At 58.8% G+C, this 15,392-nt stretch carries 17 protein-coding genes; 11 read left to right on the top strand and 6 right to left on the bottom strand.

Annotated features, from left to right (window positions below; translation table 11 throughout):
* Positions 1–9 precede the first annotated feature (9 nt).
* The 3 genes from BW974_RS02245 to BW974_RS02235 all read left to right on the top strand — a co-directional run bounded on the left by BW974_RS02245 (position 10) and on the right by BW974_RS02235 (position 2,665).
* Complete coding sequence (locus BW974_RS02245) at positions 10–1,059, top strand: NAD(P)-dependent glycerol-1-phosphate dehydrogenase (RefSeq protein ID WP_076427606.1); 1,050 nt, start codon at positions 10–12, stop codon at positions 1,057–1,059.
* A gap of 73 nt (positions 1,060–1,132) precedes the next feature.
* On the top strand, positions 1,133–1,780 hold the full coding sequence (locus tag BW974_RS02240; protein ID WP_076427604.1) for a helix-turn-helix domain-containing protein: 648 nt from the start codon (positions 1,133–1,135) through the stop codon (positions 1,778–1,780).
* Between the two features lie 312 nt (positions 1,781–2,092).
* A complete protein-coding gene (locus BW974_RS02235; protein WP_076430195.1) occupies positions 2,093–2,665 on the top strand; it encodes a response regulator in 573 nt (190 codons plus the stop codon).
* A gap of 27 nt (positions 2,666–2,692) precedes the next feature.
* Here the strand turns inward: BW974_RS02235 and BW974_RS02230 are convergent, their stop codons facing one another.
* The 5 genes from BW974_RS02230 to BW974_RS02210 form a co-directional block, all read right to left on the bottom strand.
* Entirely contained in the window at positions 2,693–3,520 is an 828-nt protein-coding gene (locus tag BW974_RS02230; protein WP_076430194.1) for an ABC transporter permease, read from the bottom strand.
* 132 nt (positions 3,521–3,652) lie between these two features.
* Entirely contained in the window at positions 3,653–4,486 is an 834-nt protein-coding gene (locus tag BW974_RS02225; RefSeq protein WP_076427602.1) for an ABC transporter permease, read from the bottom strand.
* Positions 4,483–5,418 (bottom strand): ABC transporter ATP-binding protein, encoded by a 936-nt coding sequence (locus tag BW974_RS02220; RefSeq protein WP_076427601.1) that lies wholly within the window; start codon positions 5,416–5,418, stop codon positions 4,483–4,485. The genes BW974_RS02225 and BW974_RS02220 overlap by 4 nt, the downstream gene beginning before the upstream one ends.
* Before the next feature lie 108 nt (positions 5,419–5,526).
* Complete coding sequence (locus tag BW974_RS02215) at positions 5,527–6,366, bottom strand: ABC transporter permease subunit (RefSeq protein ID WP_076427599.1); 840 nt, start codon at positions 6,364–6,366, stop codon at positions 5,527–5,529.
* On the bottom strand, positions 6,363–7,310 hold the full coding sequence (locus tag BW974_RS02210) for an ABC transporter ATP-binding protein (protein ID WP_076427597.1): 948 nt from the start codon (positions 7,308–7,310) through the stop codon (positions 6,363–6,365). Before BW974_RS02210 ends, BW974_RS02215 begins: the two co-directional genes overlap by 4 nt.
* A 106-nt stretch (positions 7,311–7,416) precedes the next feature.
* Between BW974_RS02210 and BW974_RS02205 the strand changes: the two genes are divergently transcribed.
* Positions 7,417–7,911, top strand: coding sequence for a GNAT family N-acetyltransferase (locus BW974_RS02205; RefSeq protein WP_076427595.1), 495 nt, complete (start codon positions 7,417–7,419; stop codon positions 7,909–7,911).
* Between the two features lie 466 nt (positions 7,912–8,377).
* On the opposite strand, the gene BW974_RS02195 is transcribed toward BW974_RS02205, so the two are convergent.
* Positions 8,378–10,183: a S9 family peptidase gene (locus tag BW974_RS02195; protein ID WP_076427592.1), complete on the bottom strand. Its 1,806-nt coding sequence runs from the start codon at positions 10,181–10,183 to the stop codon at positions 8,378–8,380.
* 203 nt (positions 10,184–10,386) lie between these two features.
* On the opposite strand from BW974_RS02195, the gene BW974_RS02190 reads away from it, so the two are divergent.
* The 7 genes from BW974_RS02190 to BW974_RS02160 all read left to right on the top strand — a co-directional run bounded on the left by BW974_RS02190 (position 10,387) and on the right by BW974_RS02160 (position 15,309).
* Entirely contained in the window at positions 10,387–10,719 is a 333-nt protein-coding gene (locus tag BW974_RS02190) for a HalOD1 output domain-containing protein (RefSeq protein ID WP_076427590.1), read from the top strand.
* 4 nt (positions 10,720–10,723) lie between these two features.
* Positions 10,724–10,918: a hypothetical protein gene (locus BW974_RS02185; RefSeq protein WP_076427588.1), complete on the top strand. Its 195-nt coding sequence runs from the start codon at positions 10,724–10,726 to the stop codon at positions 10,916–10,918.
* Positions 10,919–11,001: 83 nt separating this feature from the next.
* Positions 11,002–11,466, top strand: a complete 465-nt coding sequence (locus BW974_RS02180; RefSeq protein WP_076427586.1) for a hypothetical protein — start codon at positions 11,002–11,004, stop codon at positions 11,464–11,466.
* A gap of 255 nt (positions 11,467–11,721) precedes the next feature.
* Positions 11,722–12,321, top strand: a complete 600-nt coding sequence (locus tag BW974_RS02175) for a DUF7344 domain-containing protein (RefSeq protein WP_076427585.1) — start codon at positions 11,722–11,724, stop codon at positions 12,319–12,321.
* Positions 12,322–12,372: 51 nt separating this feature from the next.
* Positions 12,373–13,449, top strand: a complete 1,077-nt coding sequence (locus BW974_RS02170; RefSeq protein ID WP_076427584.1) for a glycosyltransferase family 4 protein — start codon at positions 12,373–12,375, stop codon at positions 13,447–13,449.
* A gap of 85 nt (positions 13,450–13,534) precedes the next feature.
* Complete coding sequence (locus BW974_RS02165) at positions 13,535–14,470, top strand: ABC transporter ATP-binding protein (protein ID WP_076427582.1); 936 nt, start codon at positions 13,535–13,537, stop codon at positions 14,468–14,470.
* On the top strand, positions 14,467–15,309 hold the full coding sequence (locus tag BW974_RS02160) for an ABC transporter permease (RefSeq protein WP_076427580.1): 843 nt from the start codon (positions 14,467–14,469) through the stop codon (positions 15,307–15,309). The genes BW974_RS02165 and BW974_RS02160 overlap by 4 nt, the downstream gene beginning before the upstream one ends.
* The last annotated feature ends 83 nt before the right edge of the window (positions 15,310–15,392 follow it).

The raw sequence follows: 15,392 nt of genomic DNA, 5'->3' as shown, positions 1-15,392 counted from the left end.
ATGGGTTGTATGTTCGATAAATCGACGTGGATTCGCCTGCCCCGGAACGTGGTGGTAGGCCACGGCGTCCTCTCCGAGACGGTGGACGCCATTTCTGAACTCCACCTCCACGGGGTACCGCTAATCGTCACGAGTCCGACGCCGAACGACGTGGCGGGCAAACGGGTCGTCGCGCAGTTCGAGGAGGAAGGAATCGCCGTCGAAACGGTGGTCATCGAGGAGGCGAGTTTCGCCTCCGTCCAGCACGTCATCGAAATCGCGCGCGAAGTCGATGCGGGCTACCTCGTTGGCGTCGGCGGCGGCAAAGCCATCGACATCGCCAAAATGGCGAGCGACGAAATCAAGCGTGGCTTCGTCTCGATTCCAACGGCGGCGAGTCACGACGGCATCGTCAGCGGGCGAGGGTCGGTTCCCGAGAAGGACACTCGACACAGCGTGGCCGCGGAACCACCACTGGCAGTCGTTGCGGACACGGAAATCCTCGCGGACGCGCCGTGGCAACTCACGACGGCGGGGTGTGCGGACATCATCAGCAACTATACGGCGGTCAAGGATTGGCGGCTGGCTAACCGCCTCCAGAACGTCGAATATTCGGGCTACTCGGCCGCGCTGGCGGAGATGACCGCGGAGATGCTAGTGGACAACGCGGAGTCCATCAAACCCGGCTTGGAGGAATCGGCGTGGGTCGTCACCAAAGCACTGGTTTCCTCCGGCGTGGCGATGAGTATCGCCGGGTCGTCGCGCCCGGCCAGTGGCGCGGAGCATCTCTTTTCGCACCAACTCGACCGCATCGTTCCGGGGGCGGCCCTCCACGGTCATCAGGTCGGCGTCGGTTCCATCATCACCGAATACCTCCACGGCGGAAATTGGCAGGGAATCAGAGACGCGCTGGCGACTATCGGCGCGCCGACAACTGCAGACGACCTCGGAATCGACGGCGAAACGGTCGTCGAAGCACTCACCATGGCCCACGAAATCCGCGACAGATACACGATTCTCGGCAACGGGATGAACGAAGCCGCAGCCATCGAAGCGGTGACTGCGACGAACGTCATATAATATATCATAACTTTACCGCGGCAACAACTTTCAAGGCACTCCCGCGTAAGTGTCCGGATGTGGCGCTAATTATATGAGTACCATCGTGGAGATTTCGATACCCGCCGACGAGTTCGCGCTCGGTCGCGCACTGCAATCCGATTCGCAGTTGCAAATCGAACTGGAGCGCATCGTTCCGACGGGGACTGCCGTGTTTCCCTTCTTCTGGGCGTGGGGAGATACGGTCGGGGAGTTCGAGGCCGCGGTGCGCGCCGAACCAGCGATACAAGACCTCACGAAGCTCGATTCCTTTTCGGATGGGACGTTGTTCCGAGCGGTTTGGAACGAAGAGATTACCGGGTTCGTGCGAGGAATCGAAGAAGCCAACGTGATGGTAATGGAGGCAAACGGCACGGCGGATGGTTGGACGTTCCACCTTCGATTCCCGGCACAAGAGCAGATGTCCGAATTTCAATCTTTCTGCCAGCAGGAGGGCATAACCGTGGAGGTTCATCGCGTCTACTCCTTGCAGGAGATGACGGCCCAGCAGTTGGGAACGCTCACACCTGCACAGCAGGAAACGCTCGTCACCGCCTACGAGGAAGGTTATTTCGAGCGCCCGCGAAACATCACGCTGGAAGAGTTGGCCGACAAACTGAAAATCTCGCCGCAGGCGGTCGGCGGTCGGTTACGGCGCGGCTACGCAAACCTCATCGCGGGGTCGTTTCGTTCAGTTGAATAGTAAACGAATAAATATAAATGTTGAGTAGTACTTAAGCGTGTTTCGTGGGAAACATGTGGCCTCAACTGGTTTCGCCCAGTATCTTTTGTCGTGACTCCCTAGGCGGAGATGGGTGCGCTCCATCCAGTTTCCAAGTGGACATTGTCTCTTTGCTGTGACCGAACGCCTCGTCTTCCGCTCTGAATACGCCCCGACCTGCAAAATCAGCCAACCCAAACCGATGGATACACAACCGACTCAGCGAGGGTACCGCTCGCACGAATACAAATCAACGACCGCCAGACGACAGTCCGGCGGTTGGAGCGTGGTTTCGTGACCGACTACACCGTTCTCGTCGCCGACGATGAGCGTTCGATTGCAGATCTGTACACCCGATGGCTCGGTGAGGAGTACGACGTGTACACCGCATACGACGGCGCAGAAGCGATAGAGTATGCGGACGACAGCATCGACATCGCGCTCCTCGACCGGGACATGCCGCGAGCGAGCGGTGACGACGTTCTTGAGACGATTCGTGAGCGACAACTGGACTGCCGCGTCGGCATGATTACCGCAGCGGAACCCGACTTCGACGTACTCGAACTCGGCTACGACGATTACATCGTCAAACCGATTCGCTCCCCGGAGCAGTTACACAACATCGTTACGACGCTGACACAGCGCGCAACGTACTCCGCCGATATTCAGCGACTACTCACACTGTCTTCGAAGCAGGCCGCACTCGAAACCCGAATGAGTCCGGGCGAACTCGAAAGTCGCGACGAGTATCAGGAACTTATCGAGGAGGTTCAGTCGCTGAAAGCGTCGCTTTCGGACACGTTGGACGGATTAGGAGACGATGATTTGCAAGGGGAACTGATGCAGAGCCACGTCGCTTCGGAATAACCCGGAAGCTCTTTTTGTAGAAATCGCTCAGTAGAGGTCTATGCTCCGGAATCGAAGGTATCCGAGCGTGACGGGGACGACGAGCCAAATTGCGAGAACGACGAATGGGAACCAGCCTTCCAGATAGAACGGTGTCTTCCCCGCGACGAGGGAGGCGTAGATGGTCTGTTCGTTGGGATGCAGAATGTACCTCGCTCCGATTTTATACGCTTCGACCGGATTGAGCACCCACGTGAAAAAGTACCACTTCGGAAACGGTTCCGACGGCATGCTCCCTTCGAGCAGATAGTAACCGGTCAGTGGAATCAGTTTCCACCCGAGTTGGAAGAAGAAAAACAGGCCGAACGCACCGCCGACTGCGCGTGGACGACTCGCGGTTACCGACGAGAAACCGAGGGCGATGCTTACGAAGACGAGCGCAAAGAGGAGTGCGAGTGCTGACTGCGCGAGGAACTCGCCCGCCGGGAACGACCCATAGTACACGAGCAAGACGAGTCCGGACGCGCCGAACGCGGCGATGGTTGCAACCGCGACGACGCCCGACCGTCCCACGAACTTTCCGAACACTACGTCACCGCGACTGTGAGGAAGGCCGAGCAGGAGTTTGATACTTCCTGAATCACGCTCACCGACGATGGCGAGATATGCGATGACGAGTGCGGTGAGAGGAATGACGCTGGTGGACGACCAACTCATGTTGCTCATCGCGGCTTGTGGCGTATAGCTCCCGTCTATCCACCGATGGAGGAAGATGAAACCAGCGGTGACGAACACGAAGAGCGCCGTAATTGCCCACAGCATCTTCGAGCGAATCGCATCTTGGAAATCCTTGCGCGCGACGACGACCCAACTCACGTCAGAATCACCCGGAACCACGCGATAGCTGTCGGGGAATCATTCATACAGGGTGGTTGAACAATATTCTATTTAGTATCTGTTACTGAAACCGATCAAAAATCGCAGGACGTGCGAAATAGCAGTACGTGATTATCCCAAGTCGGCGCGCTCGAACGAGAGATAGCCAATCGCCAGCGGGACGACGAACCACACGGCAAGGATGACCACCGCGAACCACCCTTCGAGGTAGAACGGTGCATCGCCCGCAACCATGGTTTGGTATATCGTCTGCCCGTCCGGATTCGTCAGGAAGTCAGCCACGATTGCGTATGCATTCACTGGGTTGAGCAGTTGGAGCAGGAAGTACCACGCTGGAAGCCCTTCTGCTGGGTTTGGAATACCGCCTTCAAGCAGATAGTAGGCACCCAATGGAACGGCGCTCCAGACGAGTTGGAAGAGGAAATACAGACCAATTGCCCCCGCCATCGCCCGCGACCGCGTGGCGGTCATGGACGAAAAGCCGACGGCGATACCCACGAACACCAGTCCGAAGAGGAGCGTCACGACTCCCTGCACGAGGAACTCGGTTATCGGGAACGAACCGTACTGGACGGCGAGGACGATTGCGCCCGCGATAAACGCGACAACGGTCGCAACCGAAACGACGGCGGTTCGTCCGAGCAGTTTGCCGAACAGGACATCTCGGCGACTGTGAGGCAGGCCGAGCAGGAGTTTGATGCTTCCCGATTCACGTTCTCCCGCGATAGCGAGATACGCGACGACGAGCGCCGCAAGTGGCACGATGAGGGTCGCTGGAGTGCTAAGGAATGCGACTGTCTGATTTGCGGTGAAATCATCGTTGAACGAACCTATTGCGTACATTCCACCGGCAGTCGCCAACACGAACAGGGCCGTGATGGCCCAAAGCATCTTCGAGCGCGCGGCATCTTCGAAGTCCTTCCGGGCGACGACGGTGACACTCATGCTTCCACCTCCGATTCGACTCCGCGGTCATCCGAATCCGTCGTGTATGCTGTGAAGAGGTCTTCGAGCGACGATTCTTTCGTCGCAATGTCGGTGACGGTCGCACCCGCCTCTTCGACCGCGTTGATGACTTTCGCCTTCGCACTCGGTTCGGTGTAGGTCACCGTGATTTTGCTGCCATCGACCGTGGCGTCCGTAACGCCCGCTATCGTCGTCAGGTCAACGTCCGGGATGATGTTGACCGACAGTTCCATCGTCGAACCGGTGTCGCTCGTCTCCCGCAGTCCTTCGATGGTGTCTACGGTGACGAGTTCGCCTTGGTTCATGATGGCGACACGGTCACAGATTGCTTCGACTTGGTCGAGGATATGACTGGAGAAGAACACGGCCGTCCCGCGGTCTGCCTCCGCACGGATGATTTCGCGCATTTCGCGGACGCCGTGGGGGTCGAGTCCGGAGGAGGGTTCGTCCAGAATGAGCAGGTCGGGGTCGCCCACGAGCGCCATTCCGAGGGTAACGCGCTGGCGCATTCCCTTCGAGTAATCGCCCGCGGGGCGGTCCGCGTCCTCTTGGGAGAGTCCGACTCGTTCGAGGATGTCGTCTGCATCTTCGCCGGTTTTCTTCGAGTCGATGGCGAACTGGATGTGCTTTCGACCCGAGAGTCGTCCGTAGAGGTCGAACGCGTCGGGGAGGATGCCGATTTGCTCGTGAATCGTCTGGGTGTCTTCTTGTGCGTCGTAACCGAGGACGTTCGCCGACCCCGTGGTCGGACGAATGTAGTCCATTAGCATGTTGATGGTCGTAGATTTACCCGAACCGTTCGGGCCGAGGAAGCCGAAGATTTCGCCTTCTTCGACAGTCAAGTCGAGGTTGGAAACCGCGACAACCTCGCCGAACTGTTTCGTGAGACCGTTTGTCTGAATGGCGGCCATAGCTAGCGATTGATTTACTGTCCATTTAAACCTTCACTAGCATGATAAATCAAGACACGGGATACCGAGTTTACCGCTCGATTCGTCGAAATCTATTCGTACGCTCGCTTATCCCAAGTCGGCGCGCTCGAAGGCAAGGTAGCCGATTGCCAGTGGCGCGACGAGCCACGCGCCGAGGATGACGAGCATGAACCACTCCTCCAAGTAGAACGGGATGTTCATCTGGGGGGTGATGTACCGAGGGAAGTAGATGCTCTGCTCGGTGAAGACGAGTCCGGCGGCGCGCTGGAACGCGTAGGGCGGACTGATGAGGAAGACGAATTCGTAGATTTCCGGGCCGAGCGTCATTCCGAGTTTGTCGTCCGCGACGTACCGGAGTGCTGCGGCGGGCGAAATCGTCGGAACCGTCCAGAGGACGTTGAACACGAAGAACACGCCGACGGAACTCGCCATCGCCCGCGAACGCGAGACACAGAGCGCCGACAGGCCAACCGCGATGCCGATGTACGTCAGGGTAAAGAACAGCATCAACAGGAAGAACTTCGCGAACACGGCGAAGTCGACGCTGTCGAGCATGACGACTCCCAACGCGCCAGCAACGCCGAATGCCAACAGCAGACCGACCGTGATAACCATCGAGCGACCGACGAACTTCCCGACGACGAGGTCGAACCGCGTGTTCGGCAGCCCGAGCAGATATTTGATGCTCCCCGATTCGCGCTCGCCAGCGATGGAGAGGTAGGCGACGATGAGCGCGCTGAGCGGGATGATGAAGATGCCGACGAGCGACATCAGCGCGAGCACGTCCGTCATCGCGCTCTGGGGGCTGTCGCCCGCGAAGTAGACGATGAGCGCCAACAGCAGGACGTACAGCGAGATGAGGCCCAACAACCCTTTCGAGCGTCGAGAGTCGATGAAGTCCTTTTTCGCCACGGAAAGCCAGCTCATGCCGACACCTCCGCGGGGGGTTCAGCTTTCTGCTCGGTCGATTCCTCGCCCCTCGTGTAGCTGTCGAACAGTTCTTCGAGCGAGGCCTGTTCGGATTCGATGTCCGTAATGTTCGTCGCGGCGTCCACGCGCTTTACCACCTGCGCCTTCTTCCCGGGGTCGGAGAAAGACACGCGAAGCGTGGAGTCATCGGCGGAAACACCGGAGACGCCGTCGATGCTCGACAAGTCGAGTTCGGTCGGGACGCGCGACACTTTGAGAATCAACTGCGAACTCGCACCGGTCAGTTCGCGGAGGCCCTCGACGGTATTTTCAGCGACGAGTTGTCCGTCGTTCATGATTCCGACGCGGTCACAGGCCGCCTCGACTTCCGACAGGATGTGGCTGGAGAAAAACACGGACGTGCCGCGGTCTGCCTCCGCGCGGATGAGTTCGCGCATTTCTCGGATTCCGTGGGGGTCGAGTCCGGAGGAGGGTTCGTCCAGAATGAGTAGGTCGGGGTCGCCGACCAGCGCGGAGGCCAGCGCGAGTCGCTGGGCCATCCCTTTCGAGTAGCCACCGACCTTTCGGTCAGCGTCCTCTTGGGAGAGGCCGACTCGGTCGATGAGTTCCGACGGACTTTCGTTCGCGTTTTTCGCGTCGATGGCGAAGTCGAGATGTTCCCGCGCGGTAAGTCGGTCGTAGAGGTCGTAGCCCTCCGGGAGGATACCGATTCGATTGCGGATGGCTCGCGGTTCGTTCTGTGCGTCGTGTCCAAGAACCTCTGCGGTGCCCTCGCTCGGGCGCATGAAATCCAACAGCATGTTGATCGTCGTGGATTTCCCTGCCCCGTTGGGACCGAGGAAGCCGAAGATTTCGCCCTCTTCGACCGTGAGGTTCACATCGCGGACTGCGACGACGTCGCCGAACCGCTTCGTGAGGGAGTTCGTTCTGATGGCGGCCATGTCGGGGGTTTCACAGGCGACCTACATGTGCTTTCTGCTCATTGACACGTCGTACCAATGTCATAGTTCGAGCAATACTTTTGACAGCACGCCACGAGAACCCTGCATGACTAGCTTTGCTGTCCGACCTGCGGAGTCGGACGACGCACCCGCCATCCGACGCGTCGCCCGAGAGTCGTGGCACGCCGCCTACGACGACATCATCGGGGCCGACACGGTGGACGAAACCATCGACCAGTGGTACGACACTGAACACCTCCGCGAAAGCGCGACCAACCCCGACCACGAATTTTTCGTCGCGGAGCGCGAGGAAATCGTCGGAATCGTTCATGCCGCACCGAGTTCGGACGAAAATGGGGTCTTCCGACTGCTTCGGATTTACGTCGTTTCCGACGAGTGGGGGTTGGGGTTGGGAAGTCGGTTGCTAAGTCGTGTGGAAGAACGACTGCGTGAGCGCGATAGTGAGACGCTTCGATTGACCGTCTTGGCGGACAACGATGTTGGTGTCGGATTCTACGAATCGCGCGATTTCGAGCGCGTGGAAGAGGGTGAGGCGGAGGGATTCGGTGCTGGCGAATACGTGTACGAGAAGACGTTGTAGTGAGGATATGATTGTGACAAATCGGGATAAACGGTTTTGTGAGAGTTCTTTATTGGGTTCTGTCAGCAGGTTACGCCAACATTGAAACCGCACTGACGAACGCAGGACTGCACGGCTTTACTGCTTGGATAAATGACGTTGGCAAGTCACGACACCAATGAAACCGCAACAGCCTCCGCAGGCCACACCCTCCCCAATCGATTTCTCGCCACTCGCTGCGCTCGTTCTGGTCATCCCTCGCGCGAACCCGGACAGACCCTCGGCGGCAAGCGCCTCGGGGCTGTCGGCGCACGCGCCACGGTGGTTCGTGAAAACTTTCGAAATATGGATTTTCACATGGTGCGCGGAGGCGGTCATGTGTTTCGTGACTGTCTGACGACAAATTCGAATTGACCGATACTACAAAAATTCGAACAACAGACTACTCGTGTCATGGCGTCTGTTGAGTGAAACCGAAATCACCGCGTTACACGTATTTTTCCAAGAACTCCGCAGTCTTCGCGTACGCCTCGATTCGGTTCTCCAGTTTCGAGAAGCCGTGCCCTTCGTCGGGGAAAATCAGTTTTTCGACTGGAACACCCTGCGCGCTCGCCTCCTCGACGATTTGTTCGGCTTCGCCCACCGGCACGCGCGGGTCGTTCGCGCCGTGAAGGACGAGCAGTGGGGCTTCGATGTTCCGGATGTTGTTGATGGGGCTGATGGATTCCAAAAATTCCCGGTCGTTTTCGAGCGACCCGTACTCGGCTTCCCGCAGTTCTCGCCGCCAGTCGCCCGTGTTTTCGAGGAACGTGACGAAGTTGGCGATGCCGACGATGTCCACCCCGGCGGCCCAGAGGTCGGGGTACTCCGTCAGCGCGGCGAGTACCATGAACCCGCCGTAAGAACCCCCCATGGCGACGATTCGGTCGGGGTCAACGACGCGCTGGTCGTGGAGCCATTCGACAGCGGATTCGATGTCCGCGACGGAATCCATCCGGTTTTCCACGTCGTCCAGATGGGTGTACTCCTTGCCGTAGCCCGACGACCCGCGGACGTTCGGTTCGAGGTAGGCGTAGCCGCGATTCAGGAAGTACTGCTTCGTCGGACTGAACGAGGGTCGTCGTTGGGATTCCGGCCCGCCGTGGATGTCCACGATAACTGGGGTGTCGCCGTCTTCCGCACCCTTGGGAACCGAGAAGAAGGCCGGAATCTTTCTGCCATCGAAGCTCTCGAAGTGGACGAGTTTCGGCGGAACGAACGTCTCCGGCGGGATTCCGGCGGTGGACGCTTTCGTCCAGCGTTCCGCTTCGCCCGTCTCGGTTTCCACGACGTAGACGTTCGTGTTGTCCGTGCTTTCCGTGACGGTCAGGACGAACCGCTCCGCGTCGGGGTCGAAACTGACGCCGCCTGCGACTCCCCGGGGAAGGTTCGGTGTCGGGAACTCGCGGATGGTCGTCTCATCGGTCAGCCTGCCGACCGTGAGTTCGGTGTAACCGTCCTCGTTGCGCGAGTAGACGAGTCGGCCCGACTCCTCGTCGAGGGCGACGCCATCCACGTTCCAGTCGCCGCCTTCCTCCACGACTTCGAGCTCGACCGAATCGAGGTCGAGACGCGCGAGATACATCGTGTCGCTCCCCTCGTCCGTGACGAAATAGAGCGCGTCGCCGTCCGGGCCCCAGTTGATGCTCCGGTAGCGAACGTGGCCCTCATGTGGCGTTACGTGTTCCAGTTCGCCGGATTCGATGTCGAGGACGTGGAGGTCCTGGTCGAACGAGGAGTGGGCTTCGACGACGACCAATCGGTCGTCGTCGGGACTCCATCCGGCGAGCGACAGCCAGCCATCGCCTTCGTACACCAGTTCGGCATCCTCGCCGACCGCGTCGCGGTCTTGGACGTACACGTCGAAAACGGCGTTTTCACGCCGGTTCGACGTGAACGCGAACTGCGACCCGTCGGAGTTCCACCCGCCCCAGCGGTGCTTCGCGTCCGGCATGTCCGTGAGTGGGGAGATGGTTTCGCCGGTTCCGTCGAGTCGAAACAACTGTTCGCGCTCGTTTCCGCCGTCGTCCATGCCGAAAATCAGCTCGTCGCGTTCGGGCGACCACGAGGCGAACGAAATCGGTTCGTCGTCGAACGTGATCTGTTCGGGCCACGTACCTGGTTCGTCCAGCCGCCATACTTGCGGGACACCCGTCGTGTTCAGCAGAAAGCTCAGTCGTTCGCCGTTCGGGCCGAAGGATGCACTATGTGCGCTTCGAACGTTCAGATACCGCTCGAAATCATACGTCGTCATTGATACTTCGTTTCGATACGGGTGACAAAGTAGTTTGGCAAGCGGTAGCTATTGTGAGACGGTGTTAACATCGGCCGTCGGAAAATGACTCGGTGGAGACTAGTCTAATTCATTACCTCTCACTATACTTAAAGAATGGAGATACAAAGGCACAGATTTTGTAGAATCGGTAGCTTGATTTGATATACGATAAGTGATATAATATGGAGGCGATATCTACGGACGCAGGCAATAACACTGATTTGATACATCAGTTTTCGTTCAACGAGGACGAAACTGATAGTATCGTCGTCACCGTCAGCAAGGCAGTTTCACAGGTGACTGACACACCAATCGAGGAGATGCCACCCCTGCAGGAGACGGTAGATTGCGACGCACTCGAAGTCCTCTTCACATCATTCAGCATCGAAGACGACCCCGGCGTCGGGCAGGTACAGTTCCCGTTCTACGATTGTACGATTCGAATCGACACCACCGGGACGGTACAGGTGTACGACGACGGACAACGATTTTCCCCCGATGACTCTGGGTGCTAGCCAAGTGACTGGTGACGTAGAACTGCTCTCGTTGGACGATTTCGAACAGCAGTTAGGGGAACTGGTCGAGGTCAGCGCGCAAAACGGAATCGGGTTCGACCGCTCGTGGACGTTCCGCAGACAAGAGGAGGACGTTCCGGACGTGATGGTCGAAATCACTCGTTTACAGAAGGGCGACGGGGACGCCGAGAAACGGTAACGACAGCGTTCGGATTCTATCGTCCCGTTACCGGAGCATATCCGGCACATAACAAAAACCCCTGCGTGTGACGGCCAGTCGCCATGCAGGTCACAAAATGCACACGGCGAGCAATCGTGGTCGCCTTCGTCTGCTTGCTCGTCGCCGGAAGCGGCGTCGGTACCGGCGCACAAACCGACACGAACAGCGTCAGCGGAGATTCGAAGACTGCAACCGCGGACACCGCGGCGAACGGCCTCCACGTCGAGTTCGTCAACTGCTCCGCCGTTCGGGTCAACGGGTCGGCGGACCGTGTCGCCGTCGGAACGACGTGGTACGCCCCAGACGGCGTTGCGACATCGTACTTCGAGTACGGCCCGGTCAACGACACGACACTCGTTACGCCACCGAATCAGGGTGAAACCGGAACGGCAGTTGCCTACGTTACGGTGTACGACGACGAGCGGGCCACTCCGGTTTTGACTCGTCAGCACCCCGCTACGACATCCTGTGAAGACCACATCGACCCCGACGACGCGAGTACTGACCAAACGAACACGAGCGACTGATTTCAATCGGTATGAACGGTAGAGTCGGCACGATAACGCCGACGTTTTTCGTCGCGGTGGAGATAGTAATCGGTGGTTGAATCGCCAGGGCAGGCCGTCCTATCGCGTCATCGTCGTATCCTCACGCCGAGGATGTAATTCACGATTTGCCAGTTACGGAATCGTTCACGTGAAACGGACATCGCGGGATACGAACTGAACGGAGTCGCTGATTTATGCGGTTCGTTGGCGTGTGCAGAGTACTACGGGGGAGGTATGACTACGACACGAACCCGAGAGCGAACCGACCGGACACAGTCGGCCACGTTCTCAGAGCAGGAGGTGTACGACGCAGTAAAAAATCTTCGGCGGCGGTACGTGCTGTACTATCTCAATCGGGAGCGAAAGCCGGTCGAATTGGGAGAACTCGCGGAACAAATCGCGGCGTGGGAGAACAACATCGACGTGGAGATGGTGTCGCCCGAGCAGAGGAAATCGGTGTACAGCGCGTTGTATCAGACCCATCTGCCAAAACTGGAAACCATCGGAATCGTCACCTACGACCGTAATTCCAAGCGAGTCTCGTTTACCGAGGGTGCGCAGAATTTCGAACTGTATCTGGCGACTGATTCGCAGACGACGATTCCGTGGCACAAACTGTACATGTCCCTCTCGGGAATCAGTACAGTGTTGGTCGTCTTCGGGTGGATGGGTTTCATCTCGTTTTCCGGGTTTCAACTCGCGGCGTTCGTGCTGTTTCTGTTCGGAATGACCGCCATCGGCCATTTTTACGACCGACACGTCTGGCAACAGCGGTTTCAGGGCACGACGCCCGACCTCGCGTTGGAGTTCGACGAAAACCGTTGGTTCCAGTGAGCGGGTTTCAATGAAAGAAGACTTTTACTTTCTCGTTTCGTGGCCGCAGGTATGCGAGTCGCGTTCGTCGCCGAAGTGACGGCCCAACACGAAGAAACGGGTGCAACCCGTCGGCTTCGTCGCACTGCGGAACTCCTCGCTAGCCGCGGTCACGAAATCACCGTTTTCTGCGCCCAGTGGTGGGACGGGAACCACGAGTCGTTCGAACAAGAAAGCGTGACGTATCACGCTGTGACGACCGAACCACCCGGAGAGACGCCGTCGCGCAGATTTGGCCTCTCGCTTCCCGGCGCGCTCCGGCGCGCGAAACCGGACGTGATTCACGCGACTGCGGTTCCAAAGCACGTTTTGGCCGCGAAAACGGCGAGCAAATTCGCCCGCGCACCGCTCGTCGTAGATTGGTACGAAGCACCGCCCGCCGGGACGGGAACGGCGTCGAAATCGCTTCGGATGGCCGCTCGGGCGCCGGACGAGGTTATCACGCCGTCCGAGACGGTCAAAACGCGCGTTCGAGGACTCGGCGCAAACAGCGACGACGTGCGCGTCGTCCCGAACAGCATCGATATGGACGCCATCCGCGAGGCGCAGGTGGTCGATGGTGCGGACATCGTCTACTCACGGCGACTAGACGAGGACGCGAATCTGGAAAGTCTCCTGCTCGCGCTGGCCGAACTGCGGGACAAGGGCTGGCACGCGGTGGTCATCGGCGACGGCCCCGCCCGCAGACAGTACGAACGACAGACCGCAGACCTCAGAATCGACGACCGAATCGAATTCACGGGGGCACAACCGGCAGAAAAACGGATTCCCGTGTTTCGCGGCGCAAACGTCTACGTCCAGACCGCCAGAAAGGAAGCCTTCCCGACCGACCTCTTGCGTGCACTTGCCTGCGGGTGCGCTGGAGTGGTGGAGTATCACGTCGAATCGAGCGCGCACGAACTGGTCGAACGCGAGGAACGCACGTTCAGAACCACGAGTGAGCAGGAACTCACCGACGCACTTCGGGAGGCCGCAACCCTGCCGGAGATGACGGAAAACGACGCGTTCGAAAAATACGACCACCGACCCGTGTTGGAGCAGTATCTCGATTGCTACCGCGACGTGCAGGATTCGTTCGGATTTTTCTAACGGCGATTTCCCCGTTTTCAGACGCTTCAGTGCCTGAGAGTAGCAGTCAGCGCATATTTATATAGTCATCCTGCGTATAAATTGTATGGTTGCCATTGAGCTAAACAGTGTAACGAAACAGTACGGAGACGTAACGGCGCTCCGTGATGTCAACCTCACCGTGGAGGAGGGCGAAATTTTCGGCTTCCTCGGGCCAAACGGCGCGGGGAAATCCACGACCATCGACATCCTGCTCGATTTCGTTCGACCGACATCGGGGACTGCGACTGTCCTCGGGTTCGACGCCCAGCGCGAGAGTTTCGAGGTTCACAAGCGCGTCGGTGTGCTACCGGATGGCTACCATCTGTACGACCGACTGACGGGCAGACAGCACATGGAGTTCGCCATTCGCTCGAAAGGCGCGGACGACGACCCGGATGCGATTCTGGAACGCGTCGGAATCGCGGACGCTGCCGACCGAAAAACCGGCGGCTACTCCAAAGGAATGAAACAACGACTCGTCCTCGGGATGGCGCTCGTCGGAAAACCGGAGTTGCTCATCTTGGACGAACCCTCGACGGGACTCGACCCGAAGGGTGCCCGCGAAATGCGTACCATTATCGAAGAAGAACGCGCTCGCGGCGCGACCGTGTTCTTCTCCAGCCACATCTTAGAACAGGTCGAGGCGGTCTGTGACCGGGTTGGCATTCTGATGGGCGGCGAGCTGGTCGCCGTCGATACCATCGAGGGACTGCGAAGCGCGGTCAGCACCGAGCAGACGCTCTCGATTACGACCGACCGCCCGGTTGACGAACCGACGCTAAATGCGATTCGAACAGTCGAAGGCGTCTCGCAGGCGACTGCCGCGGAGACGGCAGTCGCCGTGACGTTGGAATCCCGCTCGAAATCGGCAGTGTTGAACGCGCTCGAAGAACGAGGTGTAGTAGTCGAGGATTTCAGCACGGAAGAAGCCTCGCTGGAAGAACTGTTCATGGCCTACACGGCAGATAGCACGCCCGCCGGGACGGAGGTGTCAGCATGAGTTGGGCCGTCGTCGCGCGAAAGGATTTCCAAGACGCACGCCTCTCGAAGACGCTCTGGGCGCTCTCCGCGCTGTTCGTCCTCTTCGCGGCAGGAATGGCGTACATCTACGCCGAACTGCCCGCACTCGGGGGCGAGGCCGGAGAACTCTCGGCGCTCGGATTGATGTTCTTCCTCGCCGCACCCGCGACCCTGTTCGTCTCCATCACGGCGGTCGTCGTCGCGGCGAAGTCCCTCGCTGGCGAACGCGAAAGTGGAAGTATGAAACTCCTGCTCTCGTATCCGCACACCCGCCGAGATGTGGTTCTCGGGAAAGTCGCCGGTCGTGCCGCCGTTCTCGCGCTTCCCATCATCGTCGGCTTTGCCGTGGCGGCAATCGTAGTGCTTGCGAAGTACGCGACCTTCACGCCGGTCGATTACGTGGTCTTCGTCCTGCTGACGGTGCTGTACGCGTTCGCATACATCAGCCTCGTCGTCGGACTTTCGGCGACGACCGGGTCGGGTGCCCGCGCAACCGCGATGGCAATCGGGCTGTTCGTCGTGCTGGAACTCCTCTGGGATGTCGTTCCGCTCGGCGCGCTGTACCTGCTCGAAGGTCGTCTCGTTCCGATTCAGGAGTACCCGAACTGGGCGTTGTTCCTGTCGGGACTGACGCCGAGCGCCGCCTACACCACCGCGATGGGTGCCGTTTTGCCGGAGTCGCCGAACGCCGTCCTCGGCATCGGGTCTGGCGACGTTCCATTCTACCTCGCGGACTGGTTCGGCCTCGTCCTGCTGGTGGCGTGGGCAGTCGTTCCAGTCAGTCTCGGATACCTCAGGTTCCGTGGTGCGGATCTCTAACTGAGCTGTTTTGATTATATTATTTCGATTATTTTTTCTATATTGCAACTATTTATCAGTACTAGAAAAATTTTTTAACAACC

The organism is Haladaptatus litoreus (genome assembly GCF_900156425.1).
Lineage (GTDB): Archaea > Halobacteriota > Halobacteria > Halobacteriales > Haladaptataceae > Haladaptatus > Haladaptatus litoreus.
This window is presented reverse-complemented; position numbering and strand designations above follow the sequence as displayed.